Origin of the sequence: Arenimonas sp., from assembly GCF_035312645.1 — a bacterium.
GTDB lineage: Bacteria > Pseudomonadota > Gammaproteobacteria > Xanthomonadales > Xanthomonadaceae > Arenimonas.
Window position 1 is genome coordinate 1 of sequence record NZ_DATGBO010000104.1, and the last position, 14,547, is coordinate 14,547.

13 protein-coding genes are annotated in these 14,547 nt (G+C 64.0%); 12 read left to right on the top strand and 1 reads right to left on the bottom strand.

Features of this window, described 5'->3' with window-relative positions:
* Positions 1 to 180 precede the first annotated feature (180 nt).
* Complete coding sequence (gene hisS / locus VKM35_RS09805; protein ID WP_324320836.1) at positions 181 to 1,569, top strand: histidine--tRNA ligase; 1,389 nt, start codon at positions 181 to 183, stop codon at positions 1,567 to 1,569.
* Position 1,570: 1 nt separating this feature from the next.
* Positions 1,571 to 3,466 carry an HAL/PAL/TAL family ammonia-lyase gene (locus VKM35_RS09810; protein WP_324320837.1) on the top strand — a complete coding sequence of 632 codons (1,896 nt, stop codon included), beginning with the start codon at positions 1,571 to 1,573 and terminating at the stop codon, positions 3,464 to 3,466.
* 97 nt (positions 3,467 to 3,563) lie between these two features.
* On the opposite strand, the gene VKM35_RS09815 is transcribed toward VKM35_RS09810, so the two are convergent.
* A complete protein-coding gene (locus tag VKM35_RS09815; protein WP_324320838.1) occupies positions 3,564 to 5,393 on the bottom strand; it encodes a diguanylate cyclase in 1,830 nt (609 codons plus the stop codon).
* Between the two features lie 129 nt (positions 5,394 to 5,522).
* On the opposite strand from VKM35_RS09815, the gene VKM35_RS09820 reads away from it, so the two are divergent.
* The 10 genes from VKM35_RS09820 to VKM35_RS09865 all read left to right on the top strand — a co-directional run.
* Positions 5,523 to 5,870, top strand: coding sequence for a YerC/YecD family TrpR-related protein (locus tag VKM35_RS09820; RefSeq protein WP_324320839.1), 348 nt, complete (start codon positions 5,523 to 5,525; stop codon positions 5,868 to 5,870).
* Between the two features lie 27 nt (positions 5,871 to 5,897).
* Entirely contained in the window at positions 5,898 to 6,797 is a 900-nt protein-coding gene (gene hisG, locus VKM35_RS09825; protein WP_324320840.1) for an ATP phosphoribosyltransferase, read from the top strand.
* Entirely contained in the window at positions 6,794 to 8,092 is a 1,299-nt protein-coding gene (gene hisD, locus VKM35_RS09830) for a histidinol dehydrogenase (RefSeq protein WP_324320841.1), read from the top strand. Before hisG ends, hisD begins: the two co-directional genes overlap by 4 nt.
* On the top strand, positions 8,089 to 9,177 hold the full coding sequence (gene hisC, locus VKM35_RS09835; protein WP_324320842.1) for a histidinol-phosphate transaminase: 1,089 nt from the start codon (positions 8,089 to 8,091) through the stop codon (positions 9,175 to 9,177). Before hisD ends, hisC begins: the two co-directional genes overlap by 4 nt.
* Positions 9,174 to 10,289, top strand: a complete 1,116-nt coding sequence (hisB, locus tag VKM35_RS09840) for a bifunctional histidinol-phosphatase/imidazoleglycerol-phosphate dehydratase HisB (protein WP_324320843.1) — start codon at positions 9,174 to 9,176, stop codon at positions 10,287 to 10,289. Before hisC ends, hisB begins: the two co-directional genes overlap by 4 nt.
* Positions 10,286 to 10,879, top strand: a complete 594-nt coding sequence (hisH, locus tag VKM35_RS09845; protein ID WP_324320844.1) for an imidazole glycerol phosphate synthase subunit HisH — start codon at positions 10,286 to 10,288, stop codon at positions 10,877 to 10,879. Before hisB ends, hisH begins: the two co-directional genes overlap by 4 nt.
* Positions 10,876 to 11,610, top strand: coding sequence for a 1-(5-phosphoribosyl)-5-[(5-phosphoribosylamino)methylideneamino]imidazole-4-carboxamide isomerase (gene hisA / locus VKM35_RS09850; RefSeq protein ID WP_324320845.1), 735 nt, complete (start codon positions 10,876 to 10,878; stop codon positions 11,608 to 11,610). Before hisH ends, hisA begins: the two co-directional genes overlap by 4 nt.
* A complete protein-coding gene (gene hisF / locus VKM35_RS09855; RefSeq protein WP_324320846.1) occupies positions 11,604 to 12,380 on the top strand; it encodes an imidazole glycerol phosphate synthase subunit HisF in 777 nt (258 codons plus the stop codon). Before hisA ends, hisF begins: the two co-directional genes overlap by 7 nt.
* Positions 12,370 to 12,972, top strand: coding sequence for a bifunctional phosphoribosyl-AMP cyclohydrolase/phosphoribosyl-ATP diphosphatase HisIE (gene hisIE / locus VKM35_RS09860; RefSeq protein WP_324320847.1), 603 nt, complete (start codon positions 12,370 to 12,372; stop codon positions 12,970 to 12,972). The genes hisF and hisIE overlap by 11 nt, the downstream gene beginning before the upstream one ends.
* A gap of 58 nt (positions 12,973 to 13,030) precedes the next feature.
* On the top strand, positions 13,031 to 14,547 hold a 1,517-nt coding region (locus tag VKM35_RS09865; protein WP_324320848.1), incomplete at its 3' end, for a calcineurin-like phosphoesterase C-terminal domain-containing protein.

Here is a 14,547-nt window from a genome sequence, read left to right on the forward strand (position 1 = left end):
AGGCAAGCCTGATCGACCCCTGCCGCGGCATGCGCTGTTGGCAGCTAAAATGCCCGCCTCAGGTTTGTCCGCCGCGCTCGCCCGCGGCCGGCCACACCCAGCCCCTGCATCCGGCCGGGCGGTCATTCGGACCTGCCGCGCGCTCGCCTGCGCCCTTGCGATTTCCAGGAGTTTTGCGCCGTGATCAAACCCCGCACCCCGCCCGGCGTCATGGAATTGCTGCCGCGCGACCAGATCGCCTTCCAGCGCATGCTCGATGTGATCCGCCGCAACTACGAACGCTTCGGTTTTCTCCCGGTGGAAACGCCGGTGTTCGAATTGTCGGAAGTGTTGCTGACCAAGACCGGTGGCGAGACCGAGCGCCAGGTTTATTTCGTGCAGTCGACCGGCGCGTTGAACAATGCCGAGGAAAACAAGGGCGGCATGCCGGAGCTGGCGCTGCGTTTCGATCTCACGGTGCCGCTGGCGCGCTACGTCGCCGAACACGAACACGACCTCGCGTTTCCGTTCCGTCGCTACCAGATCCAGCGCGTATATCGCGGCGAACGCGCCCAGCGCGGCCGCTTCCGCGAGTTCTATCAATGCGACATCGATGTGATCGGCAAGGACGCGCTGTCGGTGCGCTACGACGCCGAGATGCCGGCGGTAATCCACGCGGTGTTTTCCGAGCTCGGCATTGGCCCGTTCACCGTCCAGCTCAACAACCGCAAGCTGCTGCGTGGTTTCTTTGAAGGCCTGGGCATCGCCGATGGCGAACGGCAGATGCTGGTGCTGCGCGAAGTCGACAAGATCGACAAGCGCGGGCCGGAGGCGGTGCGCGAGACGCTGATGGGTGAGGCGTTCGCGTTGTCGGCGGAGGTCGCCGGCAAGATCCTCGACTTCGTGCAGGTGCGCTCGACCTCGCACGCCGATGCGCTGGCCAAACTGGCGGCGCTGGGGCAGGGGACCGACATGCTCAACCAGGGCATCGGCGAATTGCGCGACGTCATCGAACTGCTGCGCAGTTACGGCGTACCGGAGAAAAATTACGCGATCAATTTCTCGATTGCCCGCGGTCTCGACTATTACACCGGCACCGTCTACGAGACCATCCTCGATGATTTCCCGCAGATCGGCTCGATCTGTTCCGGTGGCCGCTACGAAAACCTCGCCAGCAGCTATACCAGATCGAAACTGCCCGGCGTCGGCATTTCCATCGGCGCCACGCGCCTGTTCTGGCAGTTGCGCGAGGCCGGCATCCTGTCGGCCGCCGACAGCTCGGTGGAAGTGCTGGTCGGTCTGATGGACGATGCCCGCCTGCCGGAATCGCTGGAAATCGCCCGCCTGCTGCGCGCCGGCGGCATCCACACTGAAGTGCAGTTGGAGGCGAAGAAGATCGCCAAGCAATTCCAGTACGCCGATCGCGCCGGCATCCGTTTCATGGTGTTGTTCGGCGAAGACGAGGCCGCGCGTGGTGTGGTCACGGTCAAGGATCTGCGCCGGCAGGAACAATTCGAAGTGGCCCGCCCGGAACTGGTGGCGGCGTTGAAGGTTGAAATCGAACAGCAGCGTGCGCTGCAGGGACGCTGACATGAAAGCGATACGCCTGGACGGAAATTCGTTGACCCGCGAACAAGTGGTTGCGGTGGCTTACGGGGCTTCGGTCGAACTCGATGCCGCGCAGTTGAAGAAAGTGCAGCGTGCTGCCGATTTCCTCGCCGAACAAGTGCGCCTGCAGGAACCGATCTACGGTGTTTCCACCGGTTTCGGCAGCAATGCCGACAAGCTGCTCGGCGCGCGTCGCATGCGCGACAGCCTGCCAGGCGGGAAAAAGAACGAGGAAACCCTGCTCGACGAATTGCAGCGCAACCTGATCATCACCCACGCGGTCTGCGTCGGCGAACCGTTCGCGGCGGACGTGGTGCGCGCGATGCTGGTGATCCGCATCAACACGCTGATGCGCGGGCACTCCGGCATTCGCGTCAGCACGCTGCAGGCGCAGGCGGCGATGCTCAACGCCGGCGTCGTGCCGGTGGTGCCGCAGAAAGGTTCGGTCGGCGCCAGCGGCGATCTCGCACCGTTGTCGCATCTGGCGATCGTGCTGCTCGGTGGCGGTGAAGCGTTCTACAAGGGCGAGCGCATGCCGGGCGCGGAAGCGCTCAAGCGCGCCGGCCTCGCGCCGATCACGCTGTCGCACAAGGAGGGCCTGGCGCTCAACAACGGCACCGCGCAGATGCTCGCGACCGGCGTGCTGGCGGTGAACAAGCTCGAGGAATTGTGCGACACCGCCGACCTCGCCGCAGCGATGACCATCGATGCCTTCGCCGGCCGCCTGCGCGCATTCGACGAACACGTGCACGCGCTGCGTCCGCATCCGGGCCAGGTGGCCGCAGCCGCGCATCTGCGGCAGTTGCTCGCGGGTTCGACGCTCGCCGACATTCCCTATCACCTCGTGCCACGTTTCCGTTCCTGGCAGCCCGACAGCTGGGTTGCGCCAGAGCAGCAGGCGCTCGCCTTCGATATCGGATGGGACTGGGTGCCGTTGTCGCAGCGCCATGGCCGCGAGCGTTTCTATCAGCGCTTCAAGCCGTTCCGCGGCGGCAAGAAGCACCAGCCGCAGGACAGCTATTCGCTGCGCTGCGTGCCGCAGGTGCACGGTGCCGTGCGCGACGCGCTGGCACAGGCGCAGCGCGTGCTCGATGTCGAACTGAATTCGGTCACCGACAATCCACTGCTGTTCCCGGACATGACGGATGCACGCTTCATCGAGGACCAGGTCGTCTCCGCCGGTCATTTCCACGGCATGCCGCTGGCGTTGGCGATGAGCTATCTGAAAGCCGCGATTCCGGTGTTGGCCTCGATTTCGGAACGTCGCCTCAACAAGCTCGTCGATCCGGCGACCAACGACGGCCTGCCGCCGTTCCTGATCGGCAACGAGGACGGCACCGAAAGCGGATTCATGATCGTGCAGTACACCGCGGCGGCGATCGTCAATGATTTGTGCAGCCGCGCGCACCCGGCCTCGGTTTATTCGATCCCGACCAGCGCCAATGCCGAGGACCACGTCTCGATGGGCGCCAACGAAGCGCGGCATGTGCTCGACATGGTCAGCGACCTGTCGCGTGTGCTGGCGCTGGAAATCTACACCGCAGCGCAGGCTTTGGATTACCGCCGCGACATGATCAACGCCGCGCGTGAACTCGCCCGCGTCGGCGATGCCGAAATGCTGGCGGCGAAAGTGCAGGGCGCGGCGCTGCCCGGCAGTGCCGATCGCAGCGTGTTGCTGGCAGAAGTGGAAAGCCTGCGCCGGGAATTGGCCGAGGCGACGGAATACCATCCGGCGACTGCGGTGGCGGCAGCATTGGTCCGCCTGCGCAAGGACATCCCGTTCATGGCCAGCGATCGTGCAATGGATGGCGATGTGCAGCGCGCGGTGGAATTGGTCGAACAAGGCGAATTGCTGAGCGCCGCCCGCGCTGCTGAATAACCGATTTCCAATACGCGCATTCGTAGGAGCCAGCTTGCTGGCGACCATGCGCCAGAAGATATCGAGGTGTTGTCGCCAGCAAGCTGGCTCCTACGGATCAACCCTTCGCTGCAGCTGCGTGCACGCGGTTGCGGCCGTTGTTCTTGGCGACATACAGGGCGTCGTCGGCCTGGTGCAGGGCGTCGTCGGGATTGAAGCTGAAACCCAGCGGGATGCTGAAGGTGCCGATGCTGGCGGTGATGTAGATGTCCTTGCCGTCGTAGCGTACCGGCTCGGAGCTGATGCGCCGGCGCACGCGCTCGGCGATTTCCTGCACGCGGTTCGCGGGTGCCGCCGGCAGCACCATCACGAATTCCTCGCCGCCGAAACGCGCCAGCACGGCATGGTCGCTGGCGACTTCTTCGTTGAGCTTGCTGGCGAGCACGCGCAGGCATTCGTCGCCGGCGAGATGGCCGTGGGTATCGTTGACCTTCTTGAAATGATCCAGGTCGATCAGCAGCACGCCCAGCGGCTGCCGGGTTTCGGCAGCCTGGTGCAGCATGTGTTCGAACACTTCGCGGAAATGCCGGCGGTTGAACACGCCGGTCAGCACGTCGCGGCGATTGGATTCGCGCAGGCGTGAATTGGCATCGGCGAGTTGTTCCAGCGCCGAGCTCAGCTCCGCCGTGCGCCGCGAGACATTGCGTTCGAGCTGCTCGTTGGCGTCGCGGACGATGCGTTCGTTTTCGCTGCGCAGATTCGCGTAGCGATACGCGAGGGCGAACGAGAGCAGGATCATCTCCATCGCCGAACCGATCTGGATGCCGTATTCGGTGATGAAATTCTTGCTCATCAATCCAAACGATACCGACGCGTACATCGCCGTGCCCAGCAGCAGCATCGCCCAGGCGATCAGGAACAGGCGTGCCGGGCGATAGCCGTTGCGGATCGCGTGGAAGGCCTGATAAAGCACGGCGATGACACCGGGGAAGACGCCGTAGGTGCCCAGCTTCACCGAGATACGGTAGTCGACCCAGGGTGCGGCAAAGCCGACCAGCGCGTAAAAAATTATGAAGCCCAGCGATATCCGGTCACCCAGCGGCCAGCGCGATTTCAGATCCAGAAACACGCGGGCGAACTGGTGCATCGCCATCTGCGAAAAACACATCGACAGCGGGATGGCGAGGTTGGCGAGCTTGGGCGAATTCGGCCACAGGTATTCGAAGGCCAGGCCGTTGAGACAGAACAGCACCAGGCCGAAACCGGCGAGGTGGCACATGTACCAGAAATGGCTGCTGTCGCGCAGTGAGATCCACAGGATCAGGTTGTAGAAAAACAGCGCGAACAGGATGCCGTCGTACAGGCCGATGCCCATCTGCGCGTCGCGTTCCATCTCGGCGAAGGCGCTGAACGTGTAGACCGCCAGCGGCGCCTGCATCGAACTTTTGCTCTGCGCGCGCACCAACAATTCCACTTCGGTACGTTGCGGCAGGTCGACCCAGAAATTCGGTTGCCGGTAGCGGATCGCGCGCGCCGAGAAAGGCAGCATGTCGCCGGAAGCGAAGTGGTCGACATGGCCGTCGGGATAGCGCAGGTAGACATCGACGTTGTCGAGCAGCGGGTATTGCAGCACCAGCAACCAGCGTTGTTCGACATTGCTGGCATTGAACAGCCGCGAATGAAACCAGTACGCGCCCTGGCTGAAACCGAAGGTGGCGTTTCCGCTGGGCAGAGGCTTGAAGCTGCCCTGGTCGGCGAGCTGGAACATGCTGGTGGCATCGGCGCGGGCATCGGCATCGACGCGGTAGCCGACGTAAGGCGAGAGCTGCATCTCGCTGAGGCCGGCCTTGAGTTCAGCGCGGGGCACTTCCGCGCGCACGGCTCCAATCAGGCCGAGGAGCCCGAGCAAGGCGATGCAGGCAAATCTGACGATCCCGACTCCAGGCACGCGTTGGTTCCCCCGGATCACACCTTAGCGAGGAGAACCGTCATTGGCTATCGATGCCTCGGGCCGGATTTTTCCCAGTCAACGGGATTTGGGGTTGCCAATGTATTAATGCGCTGTTACATTGGAACGATGAAGAAGAAAGATACCCGCCCCCGCGTTGCCAAAACCGCCGCTGCCGAGGGCGGTGAGGTGGCCCTGCACAAGCTGCTCGAGGCCATGCTCAGCCTGCGCACCGCTGGCGAATTGCATGCTTTTCTCGAAGACCTGTGCACGCCAGCCGAGCTCGAGGCGATCGCCGATCGCTGGCGGGTCGTGCCGCTGTTGATCGAGCAGGTGCCGTATCGCGACATCCACGACCGCACTGGCGTCAGCGTCACCACCATCGGTCGCATCGCCCGCTGCCTCGGTCACGGCGCCGGCGGCTATCGCATCGCCGCCGCGCGCGTGCTCGGCGGCCCCGACTCTTCTTCGCACTGATCCACGCACCGACAAGGACACCGCGTCATGCGGACGCACGACCGACTGCGCATCGCCATCCAGAAATCCGGACGCTTATCCGACCCCGCCCGCGATCTGCTGGCGCGGGCCGGATTGAGTTTCCGGGAAAGCCGCGACCGGCTTTTTTGCTACGGCGATTCCCTGCCCATCGATCTGTTGCTGGTGCGCGACGACGACATCCCCGGCCTGATTGCCGAGGGCGTCTGCGATCTCGGCGTGGTTGGCCAGAACGTGCTGGAAGAGCAGGCCGCCGAACGCGAAGCATCCGGACTCGTGGAGGCCTTCACCGTGATCCGGCCGCTGGGTTTCGGTCGTTGCCGTCTTTCAGTGGCCGTGCCCAACGAATGGGAATGGAGCGGCAACGCGCGCCTCGCGGGCACACGCATCGCCACGAGTTATCCCAGCCTGCTCACGCGCTGGTTGCGCGCGCAGGACATCGCCGCGGAGGCGGTGGTGTTGTCGGGTTCGGTGGAAATCGCACCGCGCCTGGGCAAGGCCGAATCGATCTGCGATCTGGTGTCGTCAGGCGCGACGCTGGTCGCGAACCAGCTCAAGGAAGTGGCGGTGATCCTGGAGAGCGAGGCGGTGCTCGCCGGCCCGGCAATACCTTTCACCGACGAGCGCGCCGATCTTGCCGCGATGCTGCTGCGCCGTCTCGACGGCGTGCTCAGCGTCAAGGCGAGCAAGCTGTTGCTGTTCCAGGCCAAGCGCAGCGCGCTGCCGGAAATCATGAAACTGCTGCCCGACGCCGAGCCGCCGACGATGATGCCGATCGAAGGTCGCAGCGAGGACGTGTCCATGCAGGCCTTGTGCCGCAGCGCGATGACCTGGCAGCGGCTCGAGGACATGAAACGCGCCGGCGCCTCGGGATTGCTGGTGCTGCCGGTGGAGCAGATGCTGGCATGAAGACGGCGAACTGGTCGGAACTCGACGATGCAGCGCGGGCCGCGATCCTGCGGCGACCGCTGCAGGCGGTGCAGGTGGAAATCGACGAAGCGGTCGCGCGCATCATTGCGCAGGTGCGTGCCGACGGCGACAGCGCGCTGCGGGCATTGACGCGTCGCTACGACGGCGTGGAGCTTGCCGCGTTTCTGGTGGAGGAAGAGGAATTTTCCGCTGCCGAAGCCCGCGTGCCGGAGACCTTGAAGGCAGCGATGATCGAAGCGCGCGATCGCCTGCAGGCCTGGCATCGCGCCGGCATGGCCAGTGATTTCGAAATCGATACCGCGACGGGCGTGCGCTGCGGTCGTGTCCTGCGCGGCATTGGTCGCGTCGGTCTATACGTGCCAGCCGGTTCCGCGCCGCTGCCTTCCACCGCGTTGATGCTCGGTGTCCCCGCGCGACTCGCCGGATGCGCGGATGTGGTGTTGTGCACGCCGCCGCGCAGCGATGGCGGTGCCGATCCGGTCGTGCTGGTCGCCGCGCGTCTTTGCGGGATTCGCCGCGTCTACAAATGCGGTGGCGCGCAGGCGATCGCGGCTATGGCCTTCGGTAGCGAAAGCATTCCGGCCTGCGACAAGATATTCGGGCCGGGAAATGCCTTCGTCACGCTCGCCAAACAGCAGGTGTCGACGATGTCGGGCGGCCCGGCGATCGACATGCCGGCAGGGCCTTCGGAAGTGCTGGTGATCGCCGATGCCGGCGCACCGCCCGCGCATGTCGCGGCGGATCTGCTGTCGCAGGCCGAGCACGGCCCGGATTCGCAGGTCATGCTGCTTACCGATGCGCCCGCGCTGATCGCCTCAGTGCAGGGCGAATTGGCGACGCAGCTGGCGACACTGCCGCGCGCGGAAATCGCCAGGCAGGCGCTGGAACACGCGCGCTTGATCGTCGTCGATGCGCTGGCGACGGCGTTCGACATCAGCAACCGCTATGCACCGGAACACCTGATCCTCGCCTTGCGCACGCCGCGTGATTGGCTGCCGCAGGTGCTCGCGGCAGGTTCGGTATTCCTCGGCGACTACGCGCCGGAATCGCTGGGCGATTACTGCTCGGGCACCAATCACGTGCTGCCGACCAACGGTGCCGCGCGCGCGTACTCAGGCGTGAGCGTGGCCAGTTTCCAGACCAGCATCAGCTTTCAGGAAGTCAGCCGCCTCGGGCTTGCAACGATCGGGCCGTGTGCGATCACGCTGGCGCGCGCGGAAGGGCTGGAAGCGCACGCGCAGGCGGTGTTGCGCCGGCTCGGAGAGCAGGCATGAGTGGCGTGCTCGCTCTTGTGCGCGAGGACCTGCGCGATTTTGCCGGCTACGCCTCCGCGCGCCGCGCGCAGTTGATCGGAAACGTCTGGCTCAACGCCAACGAATCGCCGTGGTCCTCGCCTGCCGATAGCGGACTGTCCTTGAATCGCTATCCCGAACCACAGCCGCCGGCATTGCGCGCGCGTCTGGCGGAACTCTATGGCGTTGCCGAAGATCGCCTGATGATCACCCGCGGCAGCGACGAGGGTATTGATCTGCTGGTGCGCGCGTTCTGTCGTGCCGGCCGCGATGGTGTGCTGATCGCACCGCCGAGTTTCGGCATGTATGCGGTCTGCGCGCGCGTGCAGGGCGCGCTGTTGTTCGAAGTGCCGCTGCGCGATGGCGACCGCGCTTGGTCGCTGGATGTCGCGGCGATGCTCGTGCTGCTCGCGCAGCAGCCGGTCAAGCTGGTTTTTCTTTGTTCGCCGGCCAATCCCACCGGACAGGCCCTGTCAATCGCGGAAATTCGCGAGCTCGCCACAGCGATGCGCGGCCGCGCGGTGCTGGTGATCGACGAGGCCTACGGCGAATTTTCGTCGGTTGACAGTGCATCGTCGCTGCTCGATGAATTCGACAACCTGGTGGTTCTGCGCACCTTGTCGAAAGCCTATGCGTTGGCGGGAGCGCGCGTTGGCAGCGTCATCGCGGCACCGGCGCTGATCGCAGTACTGCGCAATATCGCAGCACCGTATCCGGTGCCTGCGCCTTCAGCGGCGCTGGCCTTGGCGGCGCTGGCGCCGGAAGCGGTCGCAATCGCAGGAAAGCGATTGCGGACCTCGCTGGTGGAGCGCGACCGCGTTGCCGCAGCGATCAGATCGATGCCTGGCCTTATCCGCTGCTACGACTCGGTGGGAAATTACCTGCTCGTGCGTTTTTCCGATGCCGACGCCATCTTCGCGCGCCTGCTCGCGGCCGGTGTCGTGGTTCGCGACATGCGCGCCAATCCCGCGCTCGCGGATGCGCTGCGCATATCAATCGGCAGCCCGGAAGAGAACGATGCCTTGATCAATGCTCTGGGTGCGGAAGCGATGGGAAAAGTGGCATGAAGAAAATCCTGTTCATTGATCGCGATGGCGTATTGATCGAGGAGCCCGCGGATTTCCAGATCGACAGCTTCGAGAAGTTCCGCCTCGTCGAAGGCGTCATCCCGGCCCTGTTGAAATTGCGCGATGCGGGTTTCGAGTTTGTGATGGTCAGCAATCAGGACGGTCTGGGTACCGCGAGCTTTCCGCGCGAGCAGTTCATCGGCCCGCACGAGCTGTTGCTGCAAGTGCTGGCTTCGCAGGGAGTCGCCTTTCGCGAGGTCTGCATCGACGAACACTTTCCCGCCGACAACTCGCCCAACCGCAAACCCGGCATCGGCATGGTCATGCGCTATCTGCGTGACCGCGATATCGATCTCGATGCGAGCGCGATGGTCGGCGATCGCGAAACCGATATGCAGTTCGCGGCAAACCTCGGTGTGCGCGGATTCCGTTTCGGCAGCGGGGCCTACGGCTGGGCTGAAATTGCGCATCAGCTCGCGGATGCGCCGCGGACAGCGCGGGTCGAGCGGAATACCAAGGAGACCCGCATCGAAGTCGCGATCGATCTCGATCGCAGCGCGGACCCGGTGATCGCCAGCGGCCTGGATTTCTTCGATCACATGCTGGAACAACTCGGCAAGCATGGCGGTTTTTCCCTACAGCTGCGTTGCGCCGGCGATCTGCACATCGACGAGCATCACACGGTCGAGGATTGCGGGCTGGCGGTTGGTTCGGCACTCAAGCAGGCATTGGGGAACAAGCGTGGGATCGGACGGTACGGGTTTTCGCCAGCCGAAGCTGCATCGCAAGAACCGGGGCAGCAGTGCAAGTCTGGATTCACTCTTCCGATGGACGAAACCCAGGCCAGCGCCACACTCGATTTTTCCGGGCGGCCATATTTCGTGTTCGACGGGAAGTTTCCGCGCGAAAGCGTCGGCGATCTGCCCACGGAGCTGGTGCCGCATTTCTTCCGCTCGCTCTGCGAGAACGCGGGCCTGAATCTGCATCTGACCGTGCGCGGCGAAAACGCGCACCACATGGTCGAGGCCTGCTTCAAAGTGGTTGCGCGTGCGCTGCGCCAGGCGATCCGGCGCGAAGGTAGCGAGTTGCCCAGCACCAAGGGCGTGCTGTGAAGCCGCGATTGGTCCTGCTCGATTCCGGCGGCGCCAATCTCGGCAGCGTGCAGGCGGCATTTGCGCGCCTGGGCGTCGATGCTCCGGTGAGTGCCGACGAAAAGGAAATTCGCGCGGCCAGCCACGTGATCCTTCCCGGCGTCGGTGCCGCTGCTGCGGCGATGGCGACGCTGCGCGGCAATGGCCTGGATCGATTGATTCCGACCTTGACGCAACCCTTGCTGGGCATTTGTGTCGGCATGCAACTGCTGTTCGAGAGTTCGGAAGAGGGCGACTGCGAATGCCTGGGTTTGTTGCCTGGCCGTCTGCGTCGTCTGCAGGACAAACCTGGTATCCGCGTGCCGCATATGGGCTGGAATCGCTTGCGATCCCTGCGCGCTCATCCGCTCGTCGATGGTCTGGAGGAGGAATGGGTTTATTTCGTTCACAGCTACGCGGTGCCGATATCGACGCACACGATCGTGGCGACAAATCATGGCGCGGACTTCAGTGCCGTTATCGCTGATGGCCGGGTGATGGGCGCGCAATTCCATCCAGAGCGCTCCGGTACCGCTGGCGCGCGCCTGTTGCAGAATTTTCTTTCGCTATGAGCAAGGACTTCACTGCCATTCCGGCGATCGATGTGCGGCAGTCGCGCGTCGTGCGGCTGCGTCAGGGCGACTATGCGCAGGAAACGCGCTACGACGATTCGCCCGCCGATCTTGCGCGGAAATACGCCGCTGCCGGATCACGCTGGTTGCACCTGGTCGATCTCGATGCCGCGAAAGCAGGCGGTTATACCTTGCTGCCTTTGCTGGCGCAGTTGTGCGGCTGCCTGCAGATACAGACTGGCGGCGGCATTCGCAGCGCCGCTGATATCGAGGCCGTGCTCGCGGGCGGCGCGACGCGCGTGGTGATCGGGACGCTCGCCGTGCGCGAACCCGAACGTGTCATTGCATGGCTGCATGACTACGGCAGCGAGCGCGTCGTCATCGCACTCGATGCGCGTCAGGATGCCGATGGCGAGTGGCAGTTGCCCGTCGCCGGCTGGACTGAGAAATCGGATCAGACATTGATCGGCCTGCTCGGCCGCTACGCCGACGCCGGTCTGCGGCATGTGTTGTGCACCGATATCGAACGCGACGGCATGCTCGGCGGCTTCAATCTCGATCTGTATCGCCTGATCTCGCAGCGCTGGCCGCATTTGCAACTGCAGGCCTCGGGCGGCGTCCGCAGTCTCGACGACATCCGCGCAGCGAAAGTGGCCGGTGCGAGCGTGGCGATTCTCGGGCGTGCCCTGCTGGAAGGAAAATTCGACTTGCCGGAGGCATTGGCATGCTGAGCCGGCGCATCATTCCCTGTCTTGATGTGCGCGACGGACGGGTCGTCAAAGGCGTGCGCTTCCGCGATCACGTGGTAGTGGGCGCGATCGAAGAGCTGGCACTGCGCTATCGCGATGAAGGCGCCGACGAGCTGGTGTTCTACGACATCGCCGCGAGCCCGGAAGGACGCTCGCTTGATCGGCGCTGGATCGAACGCGTCGCCAGGCTCATCGACATTCCGTTCTGCGTCGCCGGCGGTATCGACAGCGTCGAAACAGCACGTGCCGTGCTCGGTGCCGGTGCCGACAAAATTTCGATCAACTCGCCGGCGCTGGCGCGGCCGGCCTTGATCAGTGAACTGGCGCAGGCGTTCGGCGTGCAATGCGTGGTGGTCGGCGTCGACAGTCTGCGTGATGCCGACGGCGAATGGCGGGTGCGGCAGTACACCGGCGATCCGGCGAAGATGCGCGACCTGCCGATATCGACGCTGACGTGGGTGCAGGAAGCGGTGGCGCTGGGCGCGGGCGAGATCGTGCTCAACTGCATGGGCTCCGACGGCGCGCGCGCTGGTTTCGATATCGAACAATTGCGCGCCGTGCGCGCGGCCTGCGCCGTGCCCTTGGTCGCCTCTGGCGGCGCCGGCGCGAAAGAGGATTTCGCCGCTGTATTCGCCCAGGCGGATGTCGATGCTGCGCTCGCGGCCAGCGTATTCCACAGCGGAACGTTGCCGATTCCCATGCTGAAGAAATACCTGCGCGAACAACAGATCGAGGTGCGCGATGTCGCCTGAACAAATTTCCGATCTTGATTGGGAAAAGCAGCAGGGTCTGTTGCCGGCCATCGTGCAGGACGCCGGCAATGGCCGCGTGCTGATGCTCGGCTACATGAACGCCGATGCCCTGGCGCGCACGCTGGAAACGCGGCAAGTGACTTTCTTCAGTCGCAGCCGACAGCGTCTGTGGGCCAAAGGCGAGACCAGCGGACACACGCTGCAGCTGATCTCGATCGAGGCCGACTGCGACAGCGACAGCTTGCTTGTGCAGGCCATGCCGAAAGGCGATACCTGCCATCTCGAACGTGCGAGTTGCTTCGCCGACGCACCGGCTGCGTTTCTTGGTGAACTTGATGCCGTGATCGCCCAGCGCGAAAGGGAGCGGCCGGAAGGCAGTTACACGACGCGCCTGTTCGACGCCGGCGTGCGCCGCATCGCCCAGAAAGTGGGCGAGGAGGGCGTGGAAACCGCGCTCGCCGGTGTGATCGAGGACGATGCCGCCTTGCTTGGCGAATCCGCCGACCTGATCTATCACCTCGCGGTGCTGCTGCGCGCGCGCGGGCTGTCACTGGCCGAGGCGATCAAGGTGCTGGCCAGCCGGCAGCGTTGAAGCAAGGTTTCCGTGAACCGGCTTCGCGGTGATAATCGCAGCCTGTGCCGGAGGACCCATGCGCCTATTCCTGTTCGTCGTTTTCGTTGGTCTTGCTTCGCCGGTTTTCGCGCAGGCACCACCCTGCAACGGCGGGCGTGTGTTCGAGGATCGCAATGGCGATCATCGCTTCGATGCCGGCGATATCGGCTTGCCCGGCATGCGTGTTTCCAACGGTCGCGACATCGTGCGCAGCGACGCGCAGGGCAATTATTCCTTGCCGGCGGAATCGGGTCGCAGCACGTTCGTGATCAAGCCCGCAGGTTTCAAGGCGGCGTTGCGCAGCGATGGCCTACCCGACACCTGGCGGAATATCCAGATCGACGACATGGCGAAACTTCGCTACGGCGGCGTGAGGGCAGCGGTACCGGCCTGCCAGGATTTTGCGCTGCAGCGTGAGGGCAAATCGGCGAAAACGCTGGACGTGCTGCTGTTCGGCGATCCGCAGCCGAAGTCGTTGCGTGATATCGATTTCTACTCCCGCGACATCGTCGCGCCACTGGTCGGCAAGACACCGGCGCGACTTGGATTGAGCCTGGGCGATATCGTCAATGATGACTTGTCGTTGTATCCGGCGCTCAAGGCCGTCGATGCGCGTCTCGGGTTGCCGTGGCTGCATGTGCCCGGAAATCACGATATCGATTTCGATGCGGCGGGTGATGAAGATTCGACGTCTAGCTTTCGTGCCGCTTTCGGCCCGGACACCTATGCGTGGGAAGAACCACTGGCGAATTTCGTCGTGTTCGACGACGTGGTCTATATGCCGGGACAGAAGCCGGCCTACATCGGCGGCCTGCGCGCGGAGCAGTTCACCTTCCTGGAAAATTACCTGGCGACGATAGCGACGGATAGACTGTTGGTGATCTCGGTGCACATCCCGTTCTTCGATGCCGCGCCCGGGCAGGAGACCTTCCGTCATGCCGATCGCGATCGATTGTTTGCGCTGCTGCAGCGTTTTCCTAAAGTGCTGTTGCTGAGCGCGCATTCGCACAAGCAGAAGCGCTTCTATCACGATGCGACGACGGGCTGGCACGGCGCGCAGCCATTGCAGGAATTCAATGTGGGCGCGGCCTGCGGCGCGTATTGGTCGGGAGTGGCCGACGCTGATGGCATTCCCGCAGCGACCATGGCCGATGGCACGCCGAACGGTTACGCGATGCTGTCTGTCGATAAAAAAGATTATGCGTTGCGCTGGTATCCGGCGCGTGCGCCGGAGACGCGGCAGATCGGCCTGCATGCGCCGCGCACGCTGCGCCGCGGTGCCTATCCGGCTTATGGGGTTTACGCGAACTACTACATGGGCGATGCGCAGTCGCGAGTCGAATTCCGCATCGATGGCGGTGCTTGGCAGGCGATGAAACGCGTGCTGCAGCCGGATCCGAATCTTGTCGCAGAAAACGTCGCTGACGACAGCTCGCCATCCCTGCGCAGCTTCGATCGCTCGCCCGAGGCAGAGCCATCCGAGCATCTGTGGCGCGGTGTCCTCGCCACCGATCTCGCCGCCGGTACGCATCGCATCGACGTGCGCGCATTCGA

Bases quoted from the DNA above. Each gene is read 5' to 3' on its own strand.
- hisF (WP_324320846.1), top strand. From the start codon at position 11,604: ATGCTGAGCCGGCGCATCATTCCCTGTCTTGATGTGCGCGACGGACGG.
- hisG (WP_324320840.1), top strand. From the start codon at position 5,898: ATGCGGACGCACGACCGACTGCGCATCGCCATCCAGAAATCCGGACGC.
- hisD (WP_324320841.1), top strand. From the start codon at position 6,794: ATGAAGACGGCGAACTGGTCGGAACTCGACGATGCAGCGCGGGCCGCG.
- hisB (WP_324320843.1), top strand. From the start codon at position 9,174: ATGAAGAAAATCCTGTTCATTGATCGCGATGGCGTATTGATCGAGGAG.
- hisC (WP_324320842.1), top strand. From the start codon at position 8,089: ATGAGTGGCGTGCTCGCTCTTGTGCGCGAGGACCTGCGCGATTTTGCC.
- hisA (WP_324320845.1), top strand. From the start codon at position 10,876: ATGAGCAAGGACTTCACTGCCATTCCGGCGATCGATGTGCGGCAGTCG.
- VKM35_RS09810 (WP_324320837.1), top strand. From the start codon at position 1,571: ATGAAAGCGATACGCCTGGACGGAAATTCGTTGACCCGCGAACAAGTG.
- hisIE (WP_324320847.1), top strand. From the start codon at position 12,370: ATGTCGCCTGAACAAATTTCCGATCTTGATTGGGAAAAGCAGCAGGGT.
- VKM35_RS09820 (WP_324320839.1), top strand. From the start codon at position 5,523: ATGAAGAAGAAAGATACCCGCCCCCGCGTTGCCAAAACCGCCGCTGCC.